This is a genomic window from Kitasatospora kazusensis (assembly GCF_039529945.1).
GTDB classification, from domain to species: domain Bacteria; phylum Actinomycetota; class Actinomycetes; order Streptomycetales; family Streptomycetaceae; genus Kitasatospora; species Kitasatospora kazusensis.
Genome location: NZ_BAAANT010000008.1, coordinates 44044 through 60746, shown reverse-complemented (window position 1 = coordinate 60746; position 16703 = coordinate 44044). Strand labels below are relative to the sequence as shown.

Annotated in this window: 14 protein-coding genes, 1 tRNA gene and 1 other RNA gene; 7 read left to right on the top strand and 9 right to left on the bottom strand. The window is 70.7% G+C overall.

Annotated elements, in window-relative coordinates; genetic code table 11:
• Window positions 1-113: 113 nt before the first annotated feature.
• Window positions 114-2294, bottom strand: coding sequence for a DNA polymerase III subunit gamma and tau (locus tag ABD330_RS09370; RefSeq protein WP_344462851.1), 2181 nt, complete (start codon window positions 2292-2294; stop codon window positions 114-116).
• 66 nt (window positions 2295-2360) lie between these two features.
• Window positions 2361-2457, bottom strand: an RNA gene (ffs, locus tag ABD330_RS09365) — signal recognition particle sRNA small type.
• A gap of 128 nt (window positions 2458-2585) precedes the next feature.
• Between ffs and ABD330_RS09360 the strand changes: the two genes are divergently transcribed.
• Window positions 2586-2670 (top strand) — tRNA-Ser (locus ABD330_RS09360).
• A gap of 156 nt (window positions 2671-2826) precedes the next feature.
• On the opposite strand, the gene ABD330_RS09355 is transcribed toward ABD330_RS09360, so the two are convergent.
• The 4 genes from ABD330_RS09355 to ABD330_RS09340 form a co-directional block, all read right to left on the bottom strand.
• Complete coding sequence (locus tag ABD330_RS09355; RefSeq protein WP_344462849.1) at window positions 2827-3630, bottom strand: hypothetical protein; 804 nt, start codon at window positions 3628-3630, stop codon at window positions 2827-2829.
• A gap of 127 nt (window positions 3631-3757) precedes the next feature.
• Window positions 3758-4993: a tyrosine-type recombinase/integrase gene (locus ABD330_RS09350; protein ID WP_344462847.1), complete on the bottom strand. Its 1236-nt coding sequence runs from the start codon at window positions 4991-4993 to the stop codon at window positions 3758-3760.
• Window positions 4994-5003: 10 nt separating this feature from the next.
• Window positions 5004-5309: a helix-turn-helix domain-containing protein gene (locus tag ABD330_RS09345; protein WP_344462845.1), complete on the bottom strand. Its 306-nt coding sequence runs from the start codon at window positions 5307-5309 to the stop codon at window positions 5004-5006.
• Window positions 5310-5583: 274 nt separating this feature from the next.
• Window positions 5584-6093, bottom strand: coding sequence for a helix-turn-helix domain-containing protein (locus ABD330_RS09340; protein ID WP_344462843.1), 510 nt, complete (start codon window positions 6091-6093; stop codon window positions 5584-5586).
• Between the two features lie 408 nt (window positions 6094-6501).
• On the opposite strand from ABD330_RS09340, the gene ABD330_RS09335 reads away from it, so the two are divergent.
• From ABD330_RS09335 to ABD330_RS09310, 6 genes are all read left to right on the top strand, one after another.
• On the top strand, window positions 6502-7902 hold the full coding sequence (locus tag ABD330_RS09335) for a DUF3631 domain-containing protein (protein ID WP_425555484.1): 1401 nt from the start codon (window positions 6502-6504) through the stop codon (window positions 7900-7902).
• A 426-nt stretch (window positions 7903-8328) separates the two neighbouring features.
• Window positions 8329-9135: a DUF2637 domain-containing protein gene (locus ABD330_RS09330; RefSeq protein WP_344462841.1), complete on the top strand. Its 807-nt coding sequence runs from the start codon at window positions 8329-8331 to the stop codon at window positions 9133-9135.
• 512 nt (window positions 9136-9647) lie between these two features.
• A complete protein-coding gene (locus ABD330_RS09325) occupies window positions 9648-10244 on the top strand; it encodes a MobC domain-containing protein (RefSeq protein WP_344462839.1) in 597 nt (198 codons plus the stop codon).
• Window positions 10241-11974 (top strand): relaxase/mobilization nuclease domain-containing protein, encoded by a 1734-nt coding sequence (locus tag ABD330_RS09320; protein WP_344462837.1) that lies wholly within the window; start codon window positions 10241-10243, stop codon window positions 11972-11974. The genes ABD330_RS09325 and ABD330_RS09320 overlap by 4 nt, the downstream gene beginning before the upstream one ends.
• A gap of 125 nt (window positions 11975-12099) precedes the next feature.
• The gene (locus tag ABD330_RS09315; protein ID WP_344462835.1) at window positions 12100-12843 is read left to right on the top strand and encodes a ParB/RepB/Spo0J family partition protein; all 744 of its coding nucleotides are present in this window, start codon (window positions 12100-12102) and stop codon (window positions 12841-12843) included.
• Window positions 12844-12972: 129 nt separating this feature from the next.
• Complete coding sequence (locus ABD330_RS09310) at window positions 12973-13302, top strand: hypothetical protein (RefSeq protein ID WP_344462833.1); 330 nt, start codon at window positions 12973-12975, stop codon at window positions 13300-13302.
• 493 nt (window positions 13303-13795) lie between these two features.
• On the opposite strand, the gene ABD330_RS09305 is transcribed toward ABD330_RS09310, so the two are convergent.
• Genes ABD330_RS09305 through ABD330_RS09295 form a run of 3 tightly spaced genes read right to left on the bottom strand, consistent with a single transcriptional unit; the run spans window position 13796 to window position 16702 of the window.
• A complete protein-coding gene (locus ABD330_RS09305; protein WP_344462831.1) occupies window positions 13796-14638 on the bottom strand; it encodes a hypothetical protein in 843 nt (280 codons plus the stop codon).
• Window positions 14622-15518 carry an aldo/keto reductase gene (locus ABD330_RS09300; RefSeq protein WP_344462829.1) on the bottom strand — a complete coding sequence of 299 codons (897 nt, stop codon included), beginning with the start codon at window positions 15516-15518 and terminating at the stop codon, window positions 14622-14624. The genes ABD330_RS09305 and ABD330_RS09300 overlap by 17 nt, the downstream gene beginning before the upstream one ends.
• Window positions 15518-16702 (bottom strand): cupin domain-containing protein, encoded by a 1185-nt coding sequence (locus ABD330_RS09295; RefSeq protein ID WP_344462827.1) that lies wholly within the window; start codon window positions 16700-16702, stop codon window positions 15518-15520. The genes ABD330_RS09300 and ABD330_RS09295 overlap by 1 nt, the downstream gene beginning before the upstream one ends.
• Between the last annotated feature and the right edge of the window lies 1 nt (window position 16703).

The following is a 16703-nucleotide window of genomic DNA, read 5'->3' as shown; positions in this document are numbered from 1 at the left end:
TCAGTCGTACCGAGCCTACGCGCCGGGTTCGGAGCCCGAGCGCCATCCCGACTTCCCGCCTCCCGCCTGCCCCGCGCGTGGGAGCGGCGACGCGGGAGGCCTGACCCCGTCGCCTACCTGTTGTGGTGGATCTCTTCGAGCACGGTCGCCCCCAGCTCCCGCACGATCAGCTCCTGACCGGAGATCTCGGGCACCTGCGAGCTCAGCCCCGGCCCCGCGTCGTCGGGGATGTCGTCCTCGGGCGCGAAGGCAGCGGCCGGGGCGGACGGGGCCGCCTGCTGCTGGGACTGCGGCGGCTGCTGTGCGTGCTGTTCGTACTGAGTGGGCTGTGACTGGACGGGCTGCTGAGCCTGGACGGCCTGCGGCTGTACCGGCGCGGGCGGCTGGGCCTGCGGGACGGGCACCGGGGCGGGAGCCTGTACGGGCTGCGCCGCCGGAGCCGGCCTGGGCGCCTGCGCGCCCCACCCGCCGCCGGCCGAGCCCGCACCGGCCGCGCCGCCCGACGGGGGCGGGGTGGCCGAAGCCGTACTGCCGCCGCCCGACGGGTCGACGATGCACTCCACCCGCCAGTCCACCCCGAGCGCGTCGGACAGCGCCTGCTTGAGCACGTCGTCGCTGTTGCTGCTGACGAAGCTGTCGCGGGCGCCCGCGTTGATGAACGAGACCTGGAGGGTGCTGCCGTCGAACCCCGCGACCTGCCCGTTCTGGCTGAGCAGGATCCAGGTGAAGCGCCGACGGTTCTTCACGGCCTCCAGGATCTGCGGCCAGTGCTGGCGGACCTGCCCCGCGCCCTGCTGGGCGGAGGCGGACGGCTGCCCGGCCGTCGACTGCGGAACGACGGCGACCGGGGTGGGCGTGGCAACGGGAACCGCCGGTGCCGCCGCAGCGGCCGGGGCCGGCACGGGCGCCTGCGGCGCGGCGCCGCCGACGGGCGGGAAGCTGCGCGGGATCGGCCAGGCCCCGGGGGCCGGGGCAGCGGGCGCGGCGGGGACTGCCGCCTGCGGCTGCGTCGGCTGGGCGGCGGGGGGCGCGACGGGGGCCGGGGCCGCCATCGGGGCCGCGATCGGGGCCGGGGCTGGGGCCGCCGTCTGCGGCGGCGCGGCGAAGCCGCCGGCCGGGGCGGCGAAACCGCCCGCCGACGCGCGCCGCTCCAGCTTGTCCAACCGGGCCAGCAGCGAGAGCTCGTCGTCATAGGCACCGGGCAGCATCACCCGGGCGCAGATCAGCTCCAGCTGGAGCCGGGGGGCCGCGTTGCCGCGCATCTCGGTCAGCCCGGTGTTGGCGATGTCGGCGGCGCGGCTCAGGTCGGCCGGGCCGAAACGGTCGGCCTGGGCCTGCATGATCGCGACCCGGTCGGCGGGGGCGTCGATCAGGCCCTTCTCCCCCGCGTCGGGGACGGTCGCCAGGATCACCAGGTCCCGCAGGCGCTCCAGCAGGTCCGTCACGAAGCGCCGGGGGTCGTGACCGCCCTCCACCACCCGGTCGATGACCTGGAAGACCGTCGCGCCGTCCCGGACGGCGAAGGCGTCCACGACCTCGTCCAACAGCGCCGAGTCGGTGTAGCCGAGCAGCGAGGTGGCCATCTGGTAGGTGACGCCGCCCTCGTCGGCACCGGCGAGCAGCTGGTCCATCACCGACATCGAGTCACGGACCGAACCCGCACCCGACCGCACGACCAGCGGGAACACCGAGTCCTCGACCTGGATCTGCTCCCGGCCGCAGACGTCCGCGAGGTAGTCGCGCAGCGTGCCGGGCGGGACCAGGCGGAAGGGGTAGTGGTGGGTACGGGAGCGGATCGTCCCGATCACCTTCTCCGGCTCCGTGGTCGCGAAGATGAACTTGAGGTGCTCCGGCGGCTCCTCCACCACCTTCAGCAGCGCGTTGAAGCCGGCCGAGGTGACCATGTGCGCCTCGTCCAGGATGAAGATCTTGTACCTGCTGTGGACCGGCGCGAAGAAGGCCCGCTCCCGCAGCTCACGCGCGTCGTCCACACCACCGTGCGAGGCGGCGTCGATCTCGATCACGTCGATCGAACCGGGCCCGCCCGTCGCCAGGTCGCGGCAGGACTGGCACTCACCGCACGGCGTGGGCGTGGGGCCTTCGGCGCAGTTCAGGCAACGGGCCAGGATGCGCGCGCTCGTCGTCTTGCCGCAGCCACGGGGGCCGCTGAACAGGTAGGCGTGGTTGACCCTGTTGTTGCGCAGGGCCTGCTGGAGCGGAGCGGTCACGTGCTCCTGCCCGATGACCTCGGCGAAAGTCTCGGGGCGATAGCGGCGGTACAGGGCTAGGGACACGCCACCGACGATATCGGGACACACGGACAAACGCGTCGCCCCGCCGCCCCGGGCCCGCCCGGGGAACGCAAAGACCCCCCGTGCACCCGCCAGAGCCCTCCTACCCTTGCTGCCTTCCGGCCCTGGGGGAGTTCAGAGAGATAACGCCACACGAGGGGCTGCACCCAGAGTACCGGATCCCGGCCCCACTCAGTACCGCCTCCCCACCTCTGCGATCCGCAGGCACCCACCCGCGACGACCTGCAGATGGGTGGTCGCGAGCACCCCCAAACATGTACTAAGCTCTCCCACGGAGGATTCGCCTAGTGGCCTAGGGCGCACGCTTGGAAAGCGTGTTGGGGGCAACCCCTCACGAGTTCGAATCTCGTATCCTCCGCACCCGCCCACCTGGGCAAACGAAGGCCCCGACCGCCATGCGGTCGGGGCCTTCGTCGTGGCGTAGTTGCAGTTTTAGTTGCGGTTCCTCGCAGCCGAACGGAACAGGCAGACCAGATCTCCAGGAGCGCCTGGTCTGCCAGATCGCGAGTTGCAGCTAGTCCTTGGCGGAGAGCCGGGCGATGTGAAAGTCCAAGGCCATCTCGTCGGCCGTGTCGCGGCTTCGGGTGTAGGTGCACACGAGGCACTGACCAGGACCGAACCCGTATCCGTAGTCGTCGATGCCCTGGACGCAGAAGGTGTCGAGCCCGCAGACGGGACACTCTTCAAGATCATGGCCGTCCGGGTTGTGCTTAGGGTGGTACGCGTTCGGGTTGTCCACATCGGTGGCCCGCTGCGCGGCTACGTCCTCGCCAATCAGATCGAGGTGGGCAACGGCGCGCAAGATCGAGGCGCGGTCGTCTTCGCGTGCCTGGTTCCAGACCCGGTCGGCCTCCTCGCTGCTGAGGGAGCTAAGACTCTCGTGGATGTCCAGCACTCGGAGTGCCTCGACGTGCCGATCTTCGAGCCGGCCTGCACCACGGGCGTGCCGAACCGCTTGTGTCTGCGCGATCCCATCGCGGAGTGTCGCCACATCGATCCGCGTTTCCATGAGGTCGGAGTCGTCGCCGGGGCCACCGATCAGCCGTGCGAATTCCTTCGTGCGCTCTGGATCAGGATCTGGGATGACGTGAACACCCGTCTGTCCCTCTTGCGGGATACGCTCCGCGATGATGGTCAAGAGCTGAGCTGCGGAGTGCACGCGGCCCTTACCGTCGATCTCGGCTCCAGGCCACTCGGCCGCAACGATCGCGGCGAGGCCGTTCGTGAGAGCTTGATCGAACACCGCTTCGCAACCTGGCTGATCTGGGATCAGGCGGATCGTGCACGCTGCGTAGACCCACCGTCGTTCCTGCTGCATGGACCCATCCTTCCGTGCCGAGGCCGACCGAAGCTACAGATTTCTCGACCGAGACCGGGAGGGATCGGCGATGCACACCGCGGCAGGGTGTGCCCGAAAGCCGAAGCCTCCGGGCACACCCGACAGGTCAAGCGGCCGGAGGTTCCTCGGGTGCCGCCCAGAGGAGTCCGCCGATCTTGTCGGCCGTGTCGGTGAGCACCCGGTTGGTGAGGTGCTGGTAGCGGCGGCGCATCCGGGCGGACTTGCCGGGTTCCCAGCCCATCAGGGCGTCGACGATGGCGTCCGGGACGCCGATGATCAGCAGGACGGTCGCCGCCGTGTGACGGGCGTCATGGAGCCGACCGGCGCGCAGGCCCGCCGCCTTGAGCAGGTCTTTCCACTCGTGGTGGTCGGTGTTCGGGTTGAGGGGCTCGCCGGTCGGCGAAGTGAATACGTACCCCTTCTCCGTCCAGAGGTCCCCGGCCAAGCGCCGCTCGCGCTCCTGCTCGCGCCGGTGCTGGAGCAGGAGGTTCAACAGCGGGTCGGGGATGCCGATCGGTCGGCGTCCGGCACGGGACTTGGTGTCCTTGGTCTCGCGACGGATGTTGACCTTCTGCGGGCAGTAGCCGGGCTTGCGCCCGCAGCGGTCACCGCAGCCGTGCTCATAGCGGGGCCGCAGCCGGTTCCGGTGGACGGTCAGGACGCGCAGCTCGAAGTCGACATCCGTCCACTTCAGTCCCAGGACCTCGCCCTGGCGCAGGCCCAGCGCCAACGATATGACCCAACGCGCGGGGTGCCGCTGCTTGTTGGCCTGGTCGAGCAGACGCTGCACCTCCTCGACCGTGTAGGGCACGACCTCTTCCTCTTCGAGGCGCGGAGCCTTGGCGATCGAGGCCGGGTTGACCGTGAGGTGACCTCGGCGCACCGCCTCGTTCAGCGCGGTGCGGACGGTGCGGTGAACCTGATGAGCGGTACCGGCGGCGCTGCCGGCCTTCAGCATCTTCTGGTAGAAGCGCTCCAGGTGCTCGGGCTCCAGCTTGGCGAGGCGGTGCGCGGCCAGACCGGGAATCAGGTGGTGGTAGACCGCGACGCGGTAGCCGTCAATGGTGTTCTCACCGACGTGCGGCGCGGCGATGTTCTCCACCCAGTGGGTCAGCCAGGTCTTGACGGTCCAGGTCTGTCCGGCCTTGGCCACGGTGCCGGAGTCGCGCTTCTTCTCCAGGTCGCGCACGGCCTTGGTGGCGTCGGCGCGACGCTTGCGCATGACGTGGCGGCGGTCGGGCTTGCCGTCGTCCTTCACGCCGACGGTCACATAGCCGTGCCAGTAGCCGTCCTTGCCGAGGAAGATCGAGGAGGCGCCGTTGGGCTGTCGAGACTTCGTCATGTGATCCCCCTCAGGCCGCGAGCGCGACGGTCGTGGCGGCGGCCTGTACGCGGGCGGCCATGTACGCCTTGAGAGCGTCGGCGGGCACACGGCGGAGGCGTCCGATCGTCACTGAGGGGATCTCGCCGGAGGCGACGAGGGCGTACATCGTCGTCCGGCCGACGCCGAGCCGACGGGCGGCCTCTTCAACGGTGAGGGCGATAAGCGTCGGGTCCGGCACTTGCACGCCAGCGCTGGCGACGAGGCCGAGGAGCTGGTGCTCGGTGAGGTCGAGCGCGCCCGCAAGGCGCGCAAGGGACAGGGGCGTTTCAGGCATGGGCATTCCTCCCGGCGGCGCGGGGCAACGCGCGGCCGTGGCGACTGTTGGGATGGGCGGTGGGCAGTTGGACCCGCTTGGTGGCCCTCGGCGTTCGTAGCGCCGAGGGTCGGGCAGCGGGAGTCAGTGGTGGGGGATTGGAGACCGTAGGGGCAGGACCGGCCGTTTTCCAAAAAATGCCGACCGGCGGCCTATTTTTTGGAAAACGGCCGGATGCGAGACGACGATGGGCACACGAAGTCGTCGCGTCCGAGGACGTGCTGAGCGTGCGGAGCTACTGGTCGGCGCCCGGTGCCCGGCGGAGCGGGTCCCACGGCGAGTTGGGCGCCGGGTACCACTCAGGCTCGGCGTGGTCGGAGCCGACGTCGATGCCTTGGGCCGCGAGGCGTTCGGCGATCTCGTTGTACTCGCGCTCCGCCTCCTCCAGCCGGGTCTTGGCCGCTTGTTCGAGATCGTGGGCAGTTCTCCACTCCTGCTGGGCCTTCTCGACGCGGAAGCCCGCTTCCTGCAGCTCGTAGTCCGGCTCGTCCGGGCCGGCGACGGCCTCGGTCATGAAGTTGGCCGCCGGGACGCTGAGCGCCTTGGCCAGGCCGATCACCTCGTCGAAGCGCACCGGGCGGGTGCCGTTCTCGATCTTGGCGACCTGGGTCTGGTGGAACTTGAAGCCGAGCCGGGTCATGCGCTCGGCCACGTCCTCCTGGGAAAGGCGGGCCGCCTTGCGCAGGACCTTCAGGTTGTGGGCCACCAGGGCCTCGCCCTCCAGGGGCTTGAAGCGATGCACCATGGGGTTGACCATATCAACCTCCTTCCGAATGCGAGTGGACGTGACGCGGCAACGGGATCGACTGTAGCAGCATGAAGAAGCCAACCCCCAGGCGATTGAGCAGCCCTACGCAAAATCTCCACACATTCGCCTTGCCAGCATGTATGCCGAGATAGGTTGAGAAAAATATGCGCGAGTCGCTTGACTGGGAGCCAGTGGCGCCACTACGGTCATCCATACAGCATGAAAAAGCCAACCGAGAGGAGGTTATGCCGGGCCGGACAGCGGCCCGGGTGTCCCGAGAAAACGCGAAGCCCCCGGCGCTACGAACACCGGGGGCTGATCGGAAACCTCGCCACCGCCCATCCCAGGACAGTCGAGCTACGGCGGACCGGGTTGCCCCCCGGATCCGCCGAGTGAGGAATCGCCATGACCGAGAGTACTGCCTCCCACCCCGCCCCCACAGCCCCAGCAGCCAGTTCGACCGCGACCGGCTGGCCGCCGGTCGCCAAGCCGGGCGAGCCCGGCACCTACCTGCCCGCCCCCCAGTTCGGCCAGCCGTCCACAGACTGTGGACAGGTCCACGCCGAGGCGGCACCGGACGCGCCCACAACCGTGGACGAGATCGACCTGATGCCGGACGCCGAGGCGACCAAGGGCGCCGAGGCGCTCGCGCAGCTGAAGGCCCTGATCGCCAAGTTCGTGATCCTGCCCTCCCAGGAGGCGCTGGACGCCGCGACGCTGTGGGTGGCGGCGACCCACCTGCAGGGCTCGTGGCAGCACGCCCCGCGCCTGGCGGTGGTCGGCCCCGCGAAGCGCTGCGGCAAGTCGCGCCTGCTCGACATCCTCACCGAGACCGTGCACCAGCCGGTCCTGACGGTCAACTCGACCCCGGCGGCGGTCTTCCGCTCGATCACCGAGGAGCCACCCACGCTCCTGGTGGACGAGGCCGACACGATCTTCGGCAGCCCGAAGATGGCGGAGAAGAACGAGGAGATGCGCGGCCTGCTCAACGCCGGGCACCAGCGCGACCGCTACGTGCTGCGGGTGGTCGGCAACGACCACACCCCGCGCCGCTTCCACACCTTCGCCATGGCGGCCATCGCCGGGATCGGCGACCTCCCGGACACGATCATGGACCGCTCGATCGTGATCCGCATGCGCCGCCGGGCCGAGGGCGAGAAGGTCGCGCCGTACCGCACTAAGCGCGACAGCCCCGCCCTCCACGAGATCCGGGACCGGATCGCCCGCTGGACCGCCCCGCTCGCCGATCAGGCCCTGCAGCTGGAACCGGCCATGCCGGTCGAGGACCGCGCCGCCGACACGTGGGAGCCCCTGGTGATCATCGCCGACCTCGCGGGCGGCCCTTGGCCCCGCCTGGCACGGCAGGCGTGCAGGCGCATGGTCGACGCCGAGGTGAAGACCGAGGAGGACAACCCCGGCGGCGCACGGGTCCTGGCCGACATCCGCCGGATCTTCCACGCCGCCGGCGACCCGGACAGCATCACCACCGACCAGCTGCTGTTCACCCTCAACGGCGACCCCGAGGCGCCGTGGGCGGAGTCGGGCCGAGGCGGGCTGACCCCGCGCGGGCTGGGCTCGATGCTCCGCGAGTTCGGCGTCTCCTCGGGCAACGTGCGCATCGGCGACGGAACCCAGCGCAAGGGCTACATGCGCCACAAGTTCGCCGACGCCTGGCGACGCTACTGCCCGACCGTCCACCCCCTCGCCCCCAGCACCAGCACCAGCACCAGCTCCGGCACGGGCACGGGCACGGGCGCCAGACTGACCTGCCCTCACCGGTTGCCGTCCCTGCCGTCCCTGCCGTAACGCCGCAGGTCACAGGGCCTGCCACCGGGACGGATCAGCCGTCCAAGACGGAAGCAGCATCCGTCCTGGGACGGCAGGACGCCGCCCGCAGGACGGCAACCGTCCCTCACCGCTACCGGCCTGCCGCCGCACGAACCCCGCGTGAGCGGCGGGCCCGGGCTGGGACGGGAAGCACAGCCGTCTTGTGCCGTCCCAGCCGTCCCTGCCGTAAAACAGCAGGTCAAAGGCCCTGCTGCCGGGACGGATACGCGTCCCAAGACGGATGGGCGGGCCGTCCCGAACCTGAACACCGCCGCGCCCAGTGCGCTGCCGGCCAGCCGCGCCCGCCCCTGCCGAGCCCGCCCTGCAACGGCAAGACGGCAAAGACGGCAAAGACGGCAATCCAGCCAACCACCCCGCCACACCCCCTTGAGGACTCCTGCCAGCATGACCGCCACCAAACGAACGCGCCTTCCCCGCCCGGACGCTGTCCTGGTGCAAGCCGCCATCGCGGGCGCCCTGTCCTTCGCCCACCTCCACGACATCGCCGAAGCCGCCGGACAGCACGGCTGGAAAGCCTGGGCCTACCCCGTCTCGGTGGACCTCCTGCTCGTCGCCGCCTGGCACCGCATGCGGACCCTGCGTGCCAACGGACGCGCGGCCGGCTCCGCCTGGACCTGGTTCGCCATCGCCCTGACCGCCTCGCTCGGCGCGAACGTCGCCACCGCCGGCCTGCTCGACCTCACCCACGTCCCGGCCTGGCTGCGGATCCTGGTCGCCGGGTGGCCAGCCCTCGCCTTCTTCGGCGGCACCCTACTTGCCCACGACACCACCGCGACCGAGGTCACCACCGAGCCCGAGCCCGCCGAGGAGCAACGCCCGCTCCACGAAAACCCCGAGCCCATCCCCGCCGCCCCACCTGCCGAGCCCGCACCCGAGGCGGAGCAGGACGGCCCGCCCGGCGACGAGTCAGCCGGCGACCCCGGCGAGGAGGAAGACCGGCTCCTCGAGCGGGACCCGGTGATCGGGCGCAGGCGCACCGGCCGCAGGCCCGCCGCCACCATGGACGAGCTGGCCGAGATCGCCCGCCCCGCCGTGGAGGAGCACGGCGCCACCCTGGCGGTGATCAAAAACGCCCTTCGCGAGGCCGGCATGCCGGTCGCCAGTGACCGCCTCGGCAAGCTGACCCAGCGCTTCAAGGACGAGCAGGCCGCTCAGCAAGCCGAGCCGCAAGCCCACCCTTCGGCCGCCTGACGCGCCTGCGCATCACCACCGCTCGCCCGACCAGCGACCGCTCCCGGTTCGGGCGAGCGGCCCTCCGTCGACGCGGACCGCCGCTTCCGGATTTCCCGCATGCCGCCAGCCGGGAGCTCCGGGAACCCGCCAGGCCGCCGCCCGCACCGGATATCCGACATCGCCGACCCGGGTTCACGGCCGGACCATCACCCGCATCCCCCGCACACCCCGCCGCCCGCCATCCGCCTGTCCCGACAGAAAAACCCGGAGGACCCGTGCCCGACCCGCAGCACCCCCTCGACACCGCCGACTCCGTGCCTGAGCAGCCGTCCAAAACCGGTAAGCTGATCGACCGTCTCTTCCGCGCCTTCGGCAACTCAGCTCCTGGCGGAGCCAGTTGTACCCAGTCTCCGACACTTCGCCGGAGTCTGGGGTCCTCCGCCCCAGGGGTGGCGGAGGAGGCTCGGCGCGAGGGCGCGCCGGGCTGGGAGGCCGGGGCCGGCGGCCCCGACCCGGACAAGCTCAACGCCGTGCAGCTCGACATCCTCGCCCGCGTCCGCGCCGAACAGCCCAGCGCCGAGACGACCACCGACGAGACGCCCGCTGTCGACGCCGAGAGCGTGCGCGCCGCCAGCGCCGCGTTCTTGCACGAGAACACCGCCGCCCTCGATGTCCCGAAACTGAAGGACCCCGCAGGCGGGCAGCCGATGCCCAAGGGGAAGATCCGGAAGTTCAACGGGAAGCGCCGCAGGAAGCGGGTCGGTCCGGTCGGCTTCACGCCTCCGGAGCATGCCGAGCTGCTGGACGCCGCCGACCGCCACGGCTACCGGGACACCGTCTCCGGATACCTCGCGGATATCGCGCTGGCGTTCATCCGGGGCAAGTTCACCGTCGACCTTCCCCTGCACACCGACCGCCTCGCGCTCCAGATGTTCCGCGCCGAGATCCGCCAGGAGGTCAACGCCATCGGCAACAACATCAACCAGATGGTCCACGTGCTCCACCGCGACGACCGCGTCGAACCCGACATCCGCGAACGCCTGGACCGCCTCGAGCGCCTGCTCACGGACATCGCCCGTGCCCTGCTCATCCCCACCACCAGCCCCGAAGGAGGCATAAGCGCGTGATCCCCTCCGTCAAGGACCCCGGCCACAACACCCGCGGCCTGCTCGCCTACCTGTATGGGCCCGGCCGCCACGACGAGCACACCGACCCGCACATCGTCGCCTCCTTCAGCCCGCTCGGCCTGGCCGATCCCGGCCGCGACCCAGAAGCCACCCTCACCCAGCTCGCGGCGATCCTGGACGAGCCGGTCAAGCTTCGCAACAGCGGCTTCGGCAAGAAGGTCACCGACCACGTCTGGCACTGCCCCGTCCGCGCCCACGCCACCGACCGCTACCTCTCCGACGCCGAGTGGGGCGAGATCGCCCGCCGCATCGTCCACGCCGCCGGCATCGCCCCCGACGGTGATCCGCACGGGTGCCGCTGGATCGCCGTGCGCCACGCCGACGACCACATCCACATCCTCGCCACGACCGTCCGCCAGGACGGCCGCCGACCGAAGATCCACAACTGCGGCGAGCGCGCCCAAACCGAGGCCCGCGAGATCGAGCGGCAGCTGCGCCTCTACCAGGTCCGGCCGGGTGACCGGGCCGGTGAGCGCCGACCCACCCAGGCCGAGATGCACAAGGCCGACCGCCTCGGCTGGCAGCAGACCAGCCGCGCCTGGCTGCAGGACCACATCCGCGACGCCATCCCCCACGCCTCCAACGTGGAGGAACTCCTCGCCTACCTGCAGGCCGACGGCGTCGAGGTCAAGCTCCGCCGCCTGCCCTCGGGCGACCTCCAGGGCTACTCCGTCGGCCGCCCCGGCGACACCAACGCCGCTGGCGAGCAGATCTACCTCCCCGCCGGCAAGATCGCCCCCGATCTGTCCCTGCCCAAGCTCCAAGCCCGCCTCGCCACCACCACCCCCGAGGAGCACCCCACCGCCCGGCGCAACCGGCCCACCACCAGCTGGCAGCGCACCACCATCGCCCTCGACACCCTCCACCAGCACCTCACCGACGACACCGCAAGCGGCGACGACGGGGACGGCTCGCTCGCGCAGGCCCAGATCACCGCGCTCGGCGACATCATCAACGCCACCGCCCAGCAGGCTCCCGCCGAACTGCGCGCGGAACTGCGAGCCGCCACCAGGGCGTTCGCCCGCGCCCAGCGCTCCCAGATCCGCGCCGACCACCAGGCCGCCGCCAGCCTTCGCCACGCCGCCCGCGACATCCTCAAGGCCGGCGACGGGCCCGACGGCAGCACCCTCGCCGCCATGATCGCAGCCCTGCTCTGGGCGGCGATCCTCACCAGCCGCTGGCACCAGGCCCGAGGCCACCAGCAGCAGACCCACGCCGCCCAGCAAGCGGTCCAGCACCTCCAAACCGCCTACGACCAGGCCGCCGCCCAGCAGCTCGCCGCCCTCACCCACCGCCAACCCGCCAAGGAGACCACCAACACCCTCGCCGGCGACCTCCGCTCCGCTGTCCCCGACCACGCCACCCGGATCCTCGCCGACCCCAACTGGCCAGCCCTCGCCACCGTCCTCGCCGACGCCAAAGCCCTCGGCCACCAGCCCCGCCAACTCCTCCAGGAGGCCGCCGCCCGCCGCGAACTCACCACCGCCCGCCTACCCGCCAAGGTCCTCCTCGGCCGCATCCAGCACACCAGCCGCAACCCCGCACCCAACCCCACCGCCGAAGCCGCCCGCATGCGCTCCACCACCGCCCGCGCACCGCGCGCCACCCCCATAAGCCCGACCACCCCGCCCACCGCACCGGCCGACACTCCGCAGCGTCGGACCCGCTGACCCTCCCACGGTCAGGCGCGCACGCGCCTGACCGCCCCACGCCGGGGCACCGACACCGGGCCCCGGCATCCCCAACCAGCGAGGAACCCACTCTGAAGATCCACCCGCTCGCCGCCAACTTCCCGATGCTCCCCGAGCACGAGCTGCACGACCTCGCCCAGTCCATCAAGACCAGCGGCCTGCTTATGCCGATCGTCCTCGACCCCGATGGCGTCCTCCTGGACGGCCGCAACCGCCTCGCCGCCTGCGAACTCGCCGGCGTCGAACCCCGCTTCGCCACCTACACCGGCACCGACCAGCGGGCGTACATCTGGCTGTCGAACGTCCGCCGCCGACACGTCACCGAAGGCCAGCGCGCGATGGTCCACGCCATGGTGCTTTCAGCTTCGGGACACTCCCTGCGCACCCACGCCGCGCTCCACGCCATCAGCCGCAGCCGACTCTCCCTCGCCAACACCGTCCTCAAGAACGCCCCTGACCTCGCCGAACGCGTCCGCGACGGCAAGATCCGCCTCGACGCCGCCCACGACATCGTCCGCCAGCGCAAGGCCGAGGCCGCAGCCATCCAGGCCCAGCACGACAACCTCCTCCGACACGCCCCGGACCTCGCCGCCCAGGTCACCGAAGGCCACTTCACCCTCGACGCCGCCACCGCCACCCTCGCCGAGCGACAGAAGGCCGTCCGAGCCGACCAGCAGCACCTGACCACCATCGCCGAGCACTGGGACACCCTCCAGCACCTCGCCCGCCACCCCGACAGCCTCCACACCCAGCAGGTCCTCGACGGACTCACCACTGAGGCACGTGCCCTCGCCGACCACCTCATCACCCTCGAAGCCCGAGCCGAGGAGGCACACCAGCACAGCTGACCCACCCTGCTCACGGGCCAACGGCCCTGCTGAGATGTCGGGTTGATGTCTTCTACGGCGGCCGGGAACCATCCCGGCCGCCGTACGTCTTGTGGTCCTTGCAACTCGCCACCAACGCGGAAGGACCGCATGACCGACTACGACCACGACTTCTACAACCCCCGCCCCGAGCCCCACCAGAGCGTCATCCGCGCTGTCCCCCACCCCGGCGAACTCGACGCCCACGGCATCCCCATCGCCTGCCCCAACTGCCATGCCCACCGCGACTGGCTCCTCCTGAACGTCGGCCCCCAGGTCTTCGTCCGCTGCCGCTGCGCGCACGAGTGGCCCGAGCCCGACCTCACCCGCGACGACTTCGATCAGCAGTACTCCGAGCCCGAGCGCGAGTGGGACAGCTTCGACACCGCCATGACCGGGTTGGGCTTCGACGGGCTGCTCGCCGGAGCGACGTGGAACTGACCTGAACAGCGCTGCGGGCTGCCACCGATCGGTGGCAGCCCGCAGCGCTGGTGCCTCGCCCCTCCGGCGCACCTGGATAAGGACCAGCATTCGCTACTGACGACGCAACAGCCGACGCCGACCCCGATGGCGTCCGCCACTCCGGGCTGCCAGCAGCTCCGCCTCGCGAGCACCAGCAGGCTCCGTCCGGGCCGGTTCATCGTTGAGAAGTATCGACCGCCAGACCCGTTCCTGAAGTTCCTCGATGCAGGGTCCGCAGGCGAACATCGCCGCTTGGGCGCCAGCCACGCTCGCCGGGCCGATCCACAGCACGCGGGTCCACTGCTGGCCGCAGTACAGCCAACAGAAGCCGTCCACCCAGTGATTGCCGTCGTCCGTGGCTGCCGGCGCAGGAAGACCGCCACGGGCGAAGTCGGCGATCCCGGGTATCACCCTGTGAGGCACAGCAAGTTCCGTAAGCACAGCTCATCCTTCGAGATCATCAGAGCCGAGCTCAGGGGGCCTGGCCCAGTAGGTGGCCGAGGCGCCCACGCAGTGGCTTCTCCAGTTCAAGGTTGTCGCCTCGGGTGGTGGTCTGCAGCAACTCGGTGATGACAACGAGCTCTGCGAATCGCCCTGCAGGGATGTCGAGGACGTGCCCGAGGCGGCGCCGCACCTCGGCTGCGGTCTCGGGCACGAGGAGGCTGTAGGCGTGCAGGAGCGCGGCGTCGTAGCCAGCGGGGGCAGCTCCCCAGCCCTCCCAGTCGAGAAGCGTGAGCTGGGGTCCGGTTAGGTTGGCCCAGTGCAGGTCGCCGTGGGCCGTCGACCAGGCGGGGGCGGTGGTGTCGAGAGAGACGCCCAGGTATTGCGGCATGGCACGGTCCAGATACTCCTGACGGACCGCCACACGCTCGGTAGGGACCTCGGCGATGGCGTCAACAGCGGTGCTCAGCCCCGACCACCATGCCTCGTCCAGATCAGGGACTGCCCGAAGGATGGGTTCCTCAGTGGTGACGGTCCGGTCAGCGACCCTGTCGTACAGCTCCGCCAAGTAGCCGTAGTCGCCGTCGCTCCAGGCGAGCCGCTCGCGCAAGCGGGGGCGAGGGACCGCAGGAGGCATAAAGCGCTCCGCCTCCTGCGGTCCTTCCCAGAGCTTGCCGCCGGCCTTTTCAGCCGGAGCGCACACCAGTCGGAGCCAGCCCGCGCCGAGCGGCGTGGAGACCGCACGGCTCAGGGTGCGTCCTCGCCAGCCCCATGCCTCGTCAGGCCCGACCGGCGTGGAGCCGAGAGCGGCTGCCGCCGTCGCATGCGTCTCGCGCATGCGCTTGGCGGTGTCGGGCTCAGGTTCCGAGTACATCCGTGATCCTTCGCAACGTTTCCCGGGACAGCGGCGGCTGACCGACCGCGTCGGCGGCCTGCCTCCAGTGTTCCCGGTTTCCCGTCGACAGGAGGACACGACGCACGCCTGGGGCTGATGCGACAACTGCCAAGGCAGACTGAACTGGTGTGCTGCCGGGTCTGATCAGGTCGGACAGCTCCTGAGTGATCATTCCGGTGATCTCTCCGCCATGCAGTGGGGCAGATGCGAAGACCTCCAGCTCCGCCTCGACCGCGTCGACCAGAACGCCGTATCCGTCGAGCGCGTGCGCGACGGGCGCCAGATGGACCATCGAGATGGGGAGTTGGATGGCCCGCAGGTGGTGCTGCGGGCCGCCGGCCTTGGACGCGAGTTCAAGTAGCGTCCCCACATCGAGAAGTCCGCTGCTGAATCCGCGCCACGTCGCGACACCGTAAGCGCTGATCGTCCCATTGCTGCACGCCTCCTCCAGAGCGAGGAACGCCACCAAGAGCCGGTCGGCGATCTCCTCGCTGGCGCAGTGGTGCTCCGGGTTGTGCAGGAACACCAGGTCGGGTGTGCGGCCCAGCCGCCGCTTACTACGCGCGACCTGCCAACCGACGTAGTCGGGGGCCAGGCAGTGACCTCGCTCGGCGTCCTCGGCAGACAGCGCACCTGCCTGCACGCCGAGGCGCTTGGCGCTGTCCGCCACGAAGCCGACCTTGGTCGAGACGTGGAGGTCCGGATACATGCCGAGGACCATGGCGAGCGAGTTCTCCGCCTGGCCGCTCTCGTAGTTGGGCGCGGTGTCCACCCAGTCAGCGCCCTGTGACGCGGCCATCGCGGCGGCCTCGCACACGTCGAGGCAGCGGTAGGTCCCCAGGCCCAGCCGAGCGGTCATCATGCTCCTCCGATCGCAGCGGCCTGGCCCTCAACGAGTTCCGTCACCACACTGGCCGCCTGCGGCAGGGTGATGTCGGCGGCCTTCGCGAGGTCGACCAGCCGCTGGGGCACCCCGCCGATGAGGAGAGCGAGCATCGGGCCGGCCTTCGCGGCGAAGGTCCACTCCTCGCCACCGGCAACCAGCCGGACGGTGCTCTCGGCACCGGCCGCAAGCGAGACGCGTGAGGTCACGAGGCGAACCAGCAGGTCCGGGTCCGGCGGGGCCGCCGTGATGTACGGCAGCGACGGAGCCAGCCGAGCCCGCTCGGTCGCGTCGCGCGTGGCTGCGAAGCGTGTGACCAGGTCGGTGCTCTCCAGTTCGGCGGCGACGAGCTTGCCGATCGTGTCGAGGAAGGCCCGCTGCTCGGCGGCGGTGCCGAACCGCGGGATGTCCGCTCGGACGGCTTCGTGGGCGCGCAGGGTCTCGGAAAGCCAGGTGATCAGGTCCGCTCCGGTCGTGCTCTGCACTCCGCAGGTGACGTGCAGGGAGTGCTGGCCCTCGGAGGCCGCGACGGCGTGCCACCAGCCGCGAGGCAGGTAGAGCACGTCGCCGGCGTTGAGCACCAGGTCGGCTACCGGCTCCTCGGGGGGCGGTTCCGGCACGTCGACGTCGCGGTGCATCGGTGCGGTGCGTGTCGGCCCGTACAGGCGCCAGCGCTTGGCGCCGTCGAGCTGGACCACGACAACGTCGTGGTCGTCCCAGTGGACACCGAAGCCCTCGATGCCGGTCCACGAGGCGTAGAGGTTGACCTGGACGCCGGTTCGCAGCCAGCGCTCCAGTTGGGCGGCGAGACCACCGATGCCGGGGTGGAGTTCGTCCACGGCGTCCAGGACCAACGTGGCACCGTCGGCCAACTGCTTGTGCAGCTCCGACGGCTGGAGCTGGTGCCACACGGTGCTCCGTCGGGTGACCACCGGGCGGGAGTACAGGTGAGTGGGGAGCTGCTCGCCGTCGGTGGCGAGACGGAAGCGGGGGGCTTCGAACCGGTGGTAAGTCAGGATGGCGTTGAGGTCATCCCAGCTCAGCAGTCCGGCGAGTGACGCGGCATCGCCGCGTACGACCTTGAAGCTGCGGCCAAGCGTCTGGGCGAGGAAGTCATCCCCGCCCAGACGCTCAACCACCGAGAACTGCTCGGCGGTCATG

Excerpts from the sequence above, each read along its gene's own strand:
- ABD330_RS09300 (WP_344462829.1), bottom strand. The coding sequence starts at position 15,518 with ATGACCGCTCGGCTGGGCCTGGGGACCTACCGCTGCCTCGACGTGTGC.
- ABD330_RS09305 (WP_344462831.1), bottom strand. The coding sequence starts at position 14,638 with ATGTACTCGGAACCTGAGCCCGACACCGCCAAGCGCATGCGCGAGACG.
- ABD330_RS09355 (WP_344462849.1), bottom strand. The coding sequence starts at position 3,630 with ATGCAGCAGGAACGACGGTGGGTCTACGCAGCGTGCACGATCCGCCTG.
- ABD330_RS09295 (WP_344462827.1), bottom strand. The coding sequence starts at position 16,702 with ATGACCGCCGAGCAGTTCTCGGTGGTTGAGCGTCTGGGCGGGGATGAC.
- ABD330_RS09310 (WP_344462833.1), top strand. The coding sequence starts at position 12,973 with ATGACCGACTACGACCACGACTTCTACAACCCCCGCCCCGAGCCCCAC.
- ABD330_RS09340 (WP_344462843.1), bottom strand. The coding sequence starts at position 6,093 with ATGGTGCATCGCTTCAAGCCCCTGGAGGGCGAGGCCCTGGTGGCCCAC.
- ABD330_RS09330 (WP_344462841.1), top strand. The coding sequence starts at position 8,329 with ATGACCGCCACCAAACGAACGCGCCTTCCCCGCCCGGACGCTGTCCTG.
- ABD330_RS09345 (WP_344462845.1), bottom strand. The coding sequence starts at position 5,309 with ATGCCTGAAACGCCCCTGTCCCTTGCGCGCCTTGCGGGCGCGCTCGAC.
- ABD330_RS09335 (WP_425555484.1), top strand. The coding sequence starts at position 6,502 with ATGACCGAGAGTACTGCCTCCCACCCCGCCCCCACAGCCCCAGCAGCC.
- ABD330_RS09350 (WP_344462847.1), bottom strand. The coding sequence starts at position 4,993 with ATGACGAAGTCTCGACAGCCCAACGGCGCCTCCTCGATCTTCCTCGGC.
- ABD330_RS09315 (WP_344462835.1), top strand. The coding sequence starts at position 12,100 with ATGCTCCCCGAGCACGAGCTGCACGACCTCGCCCAGTCCATCAAGACC.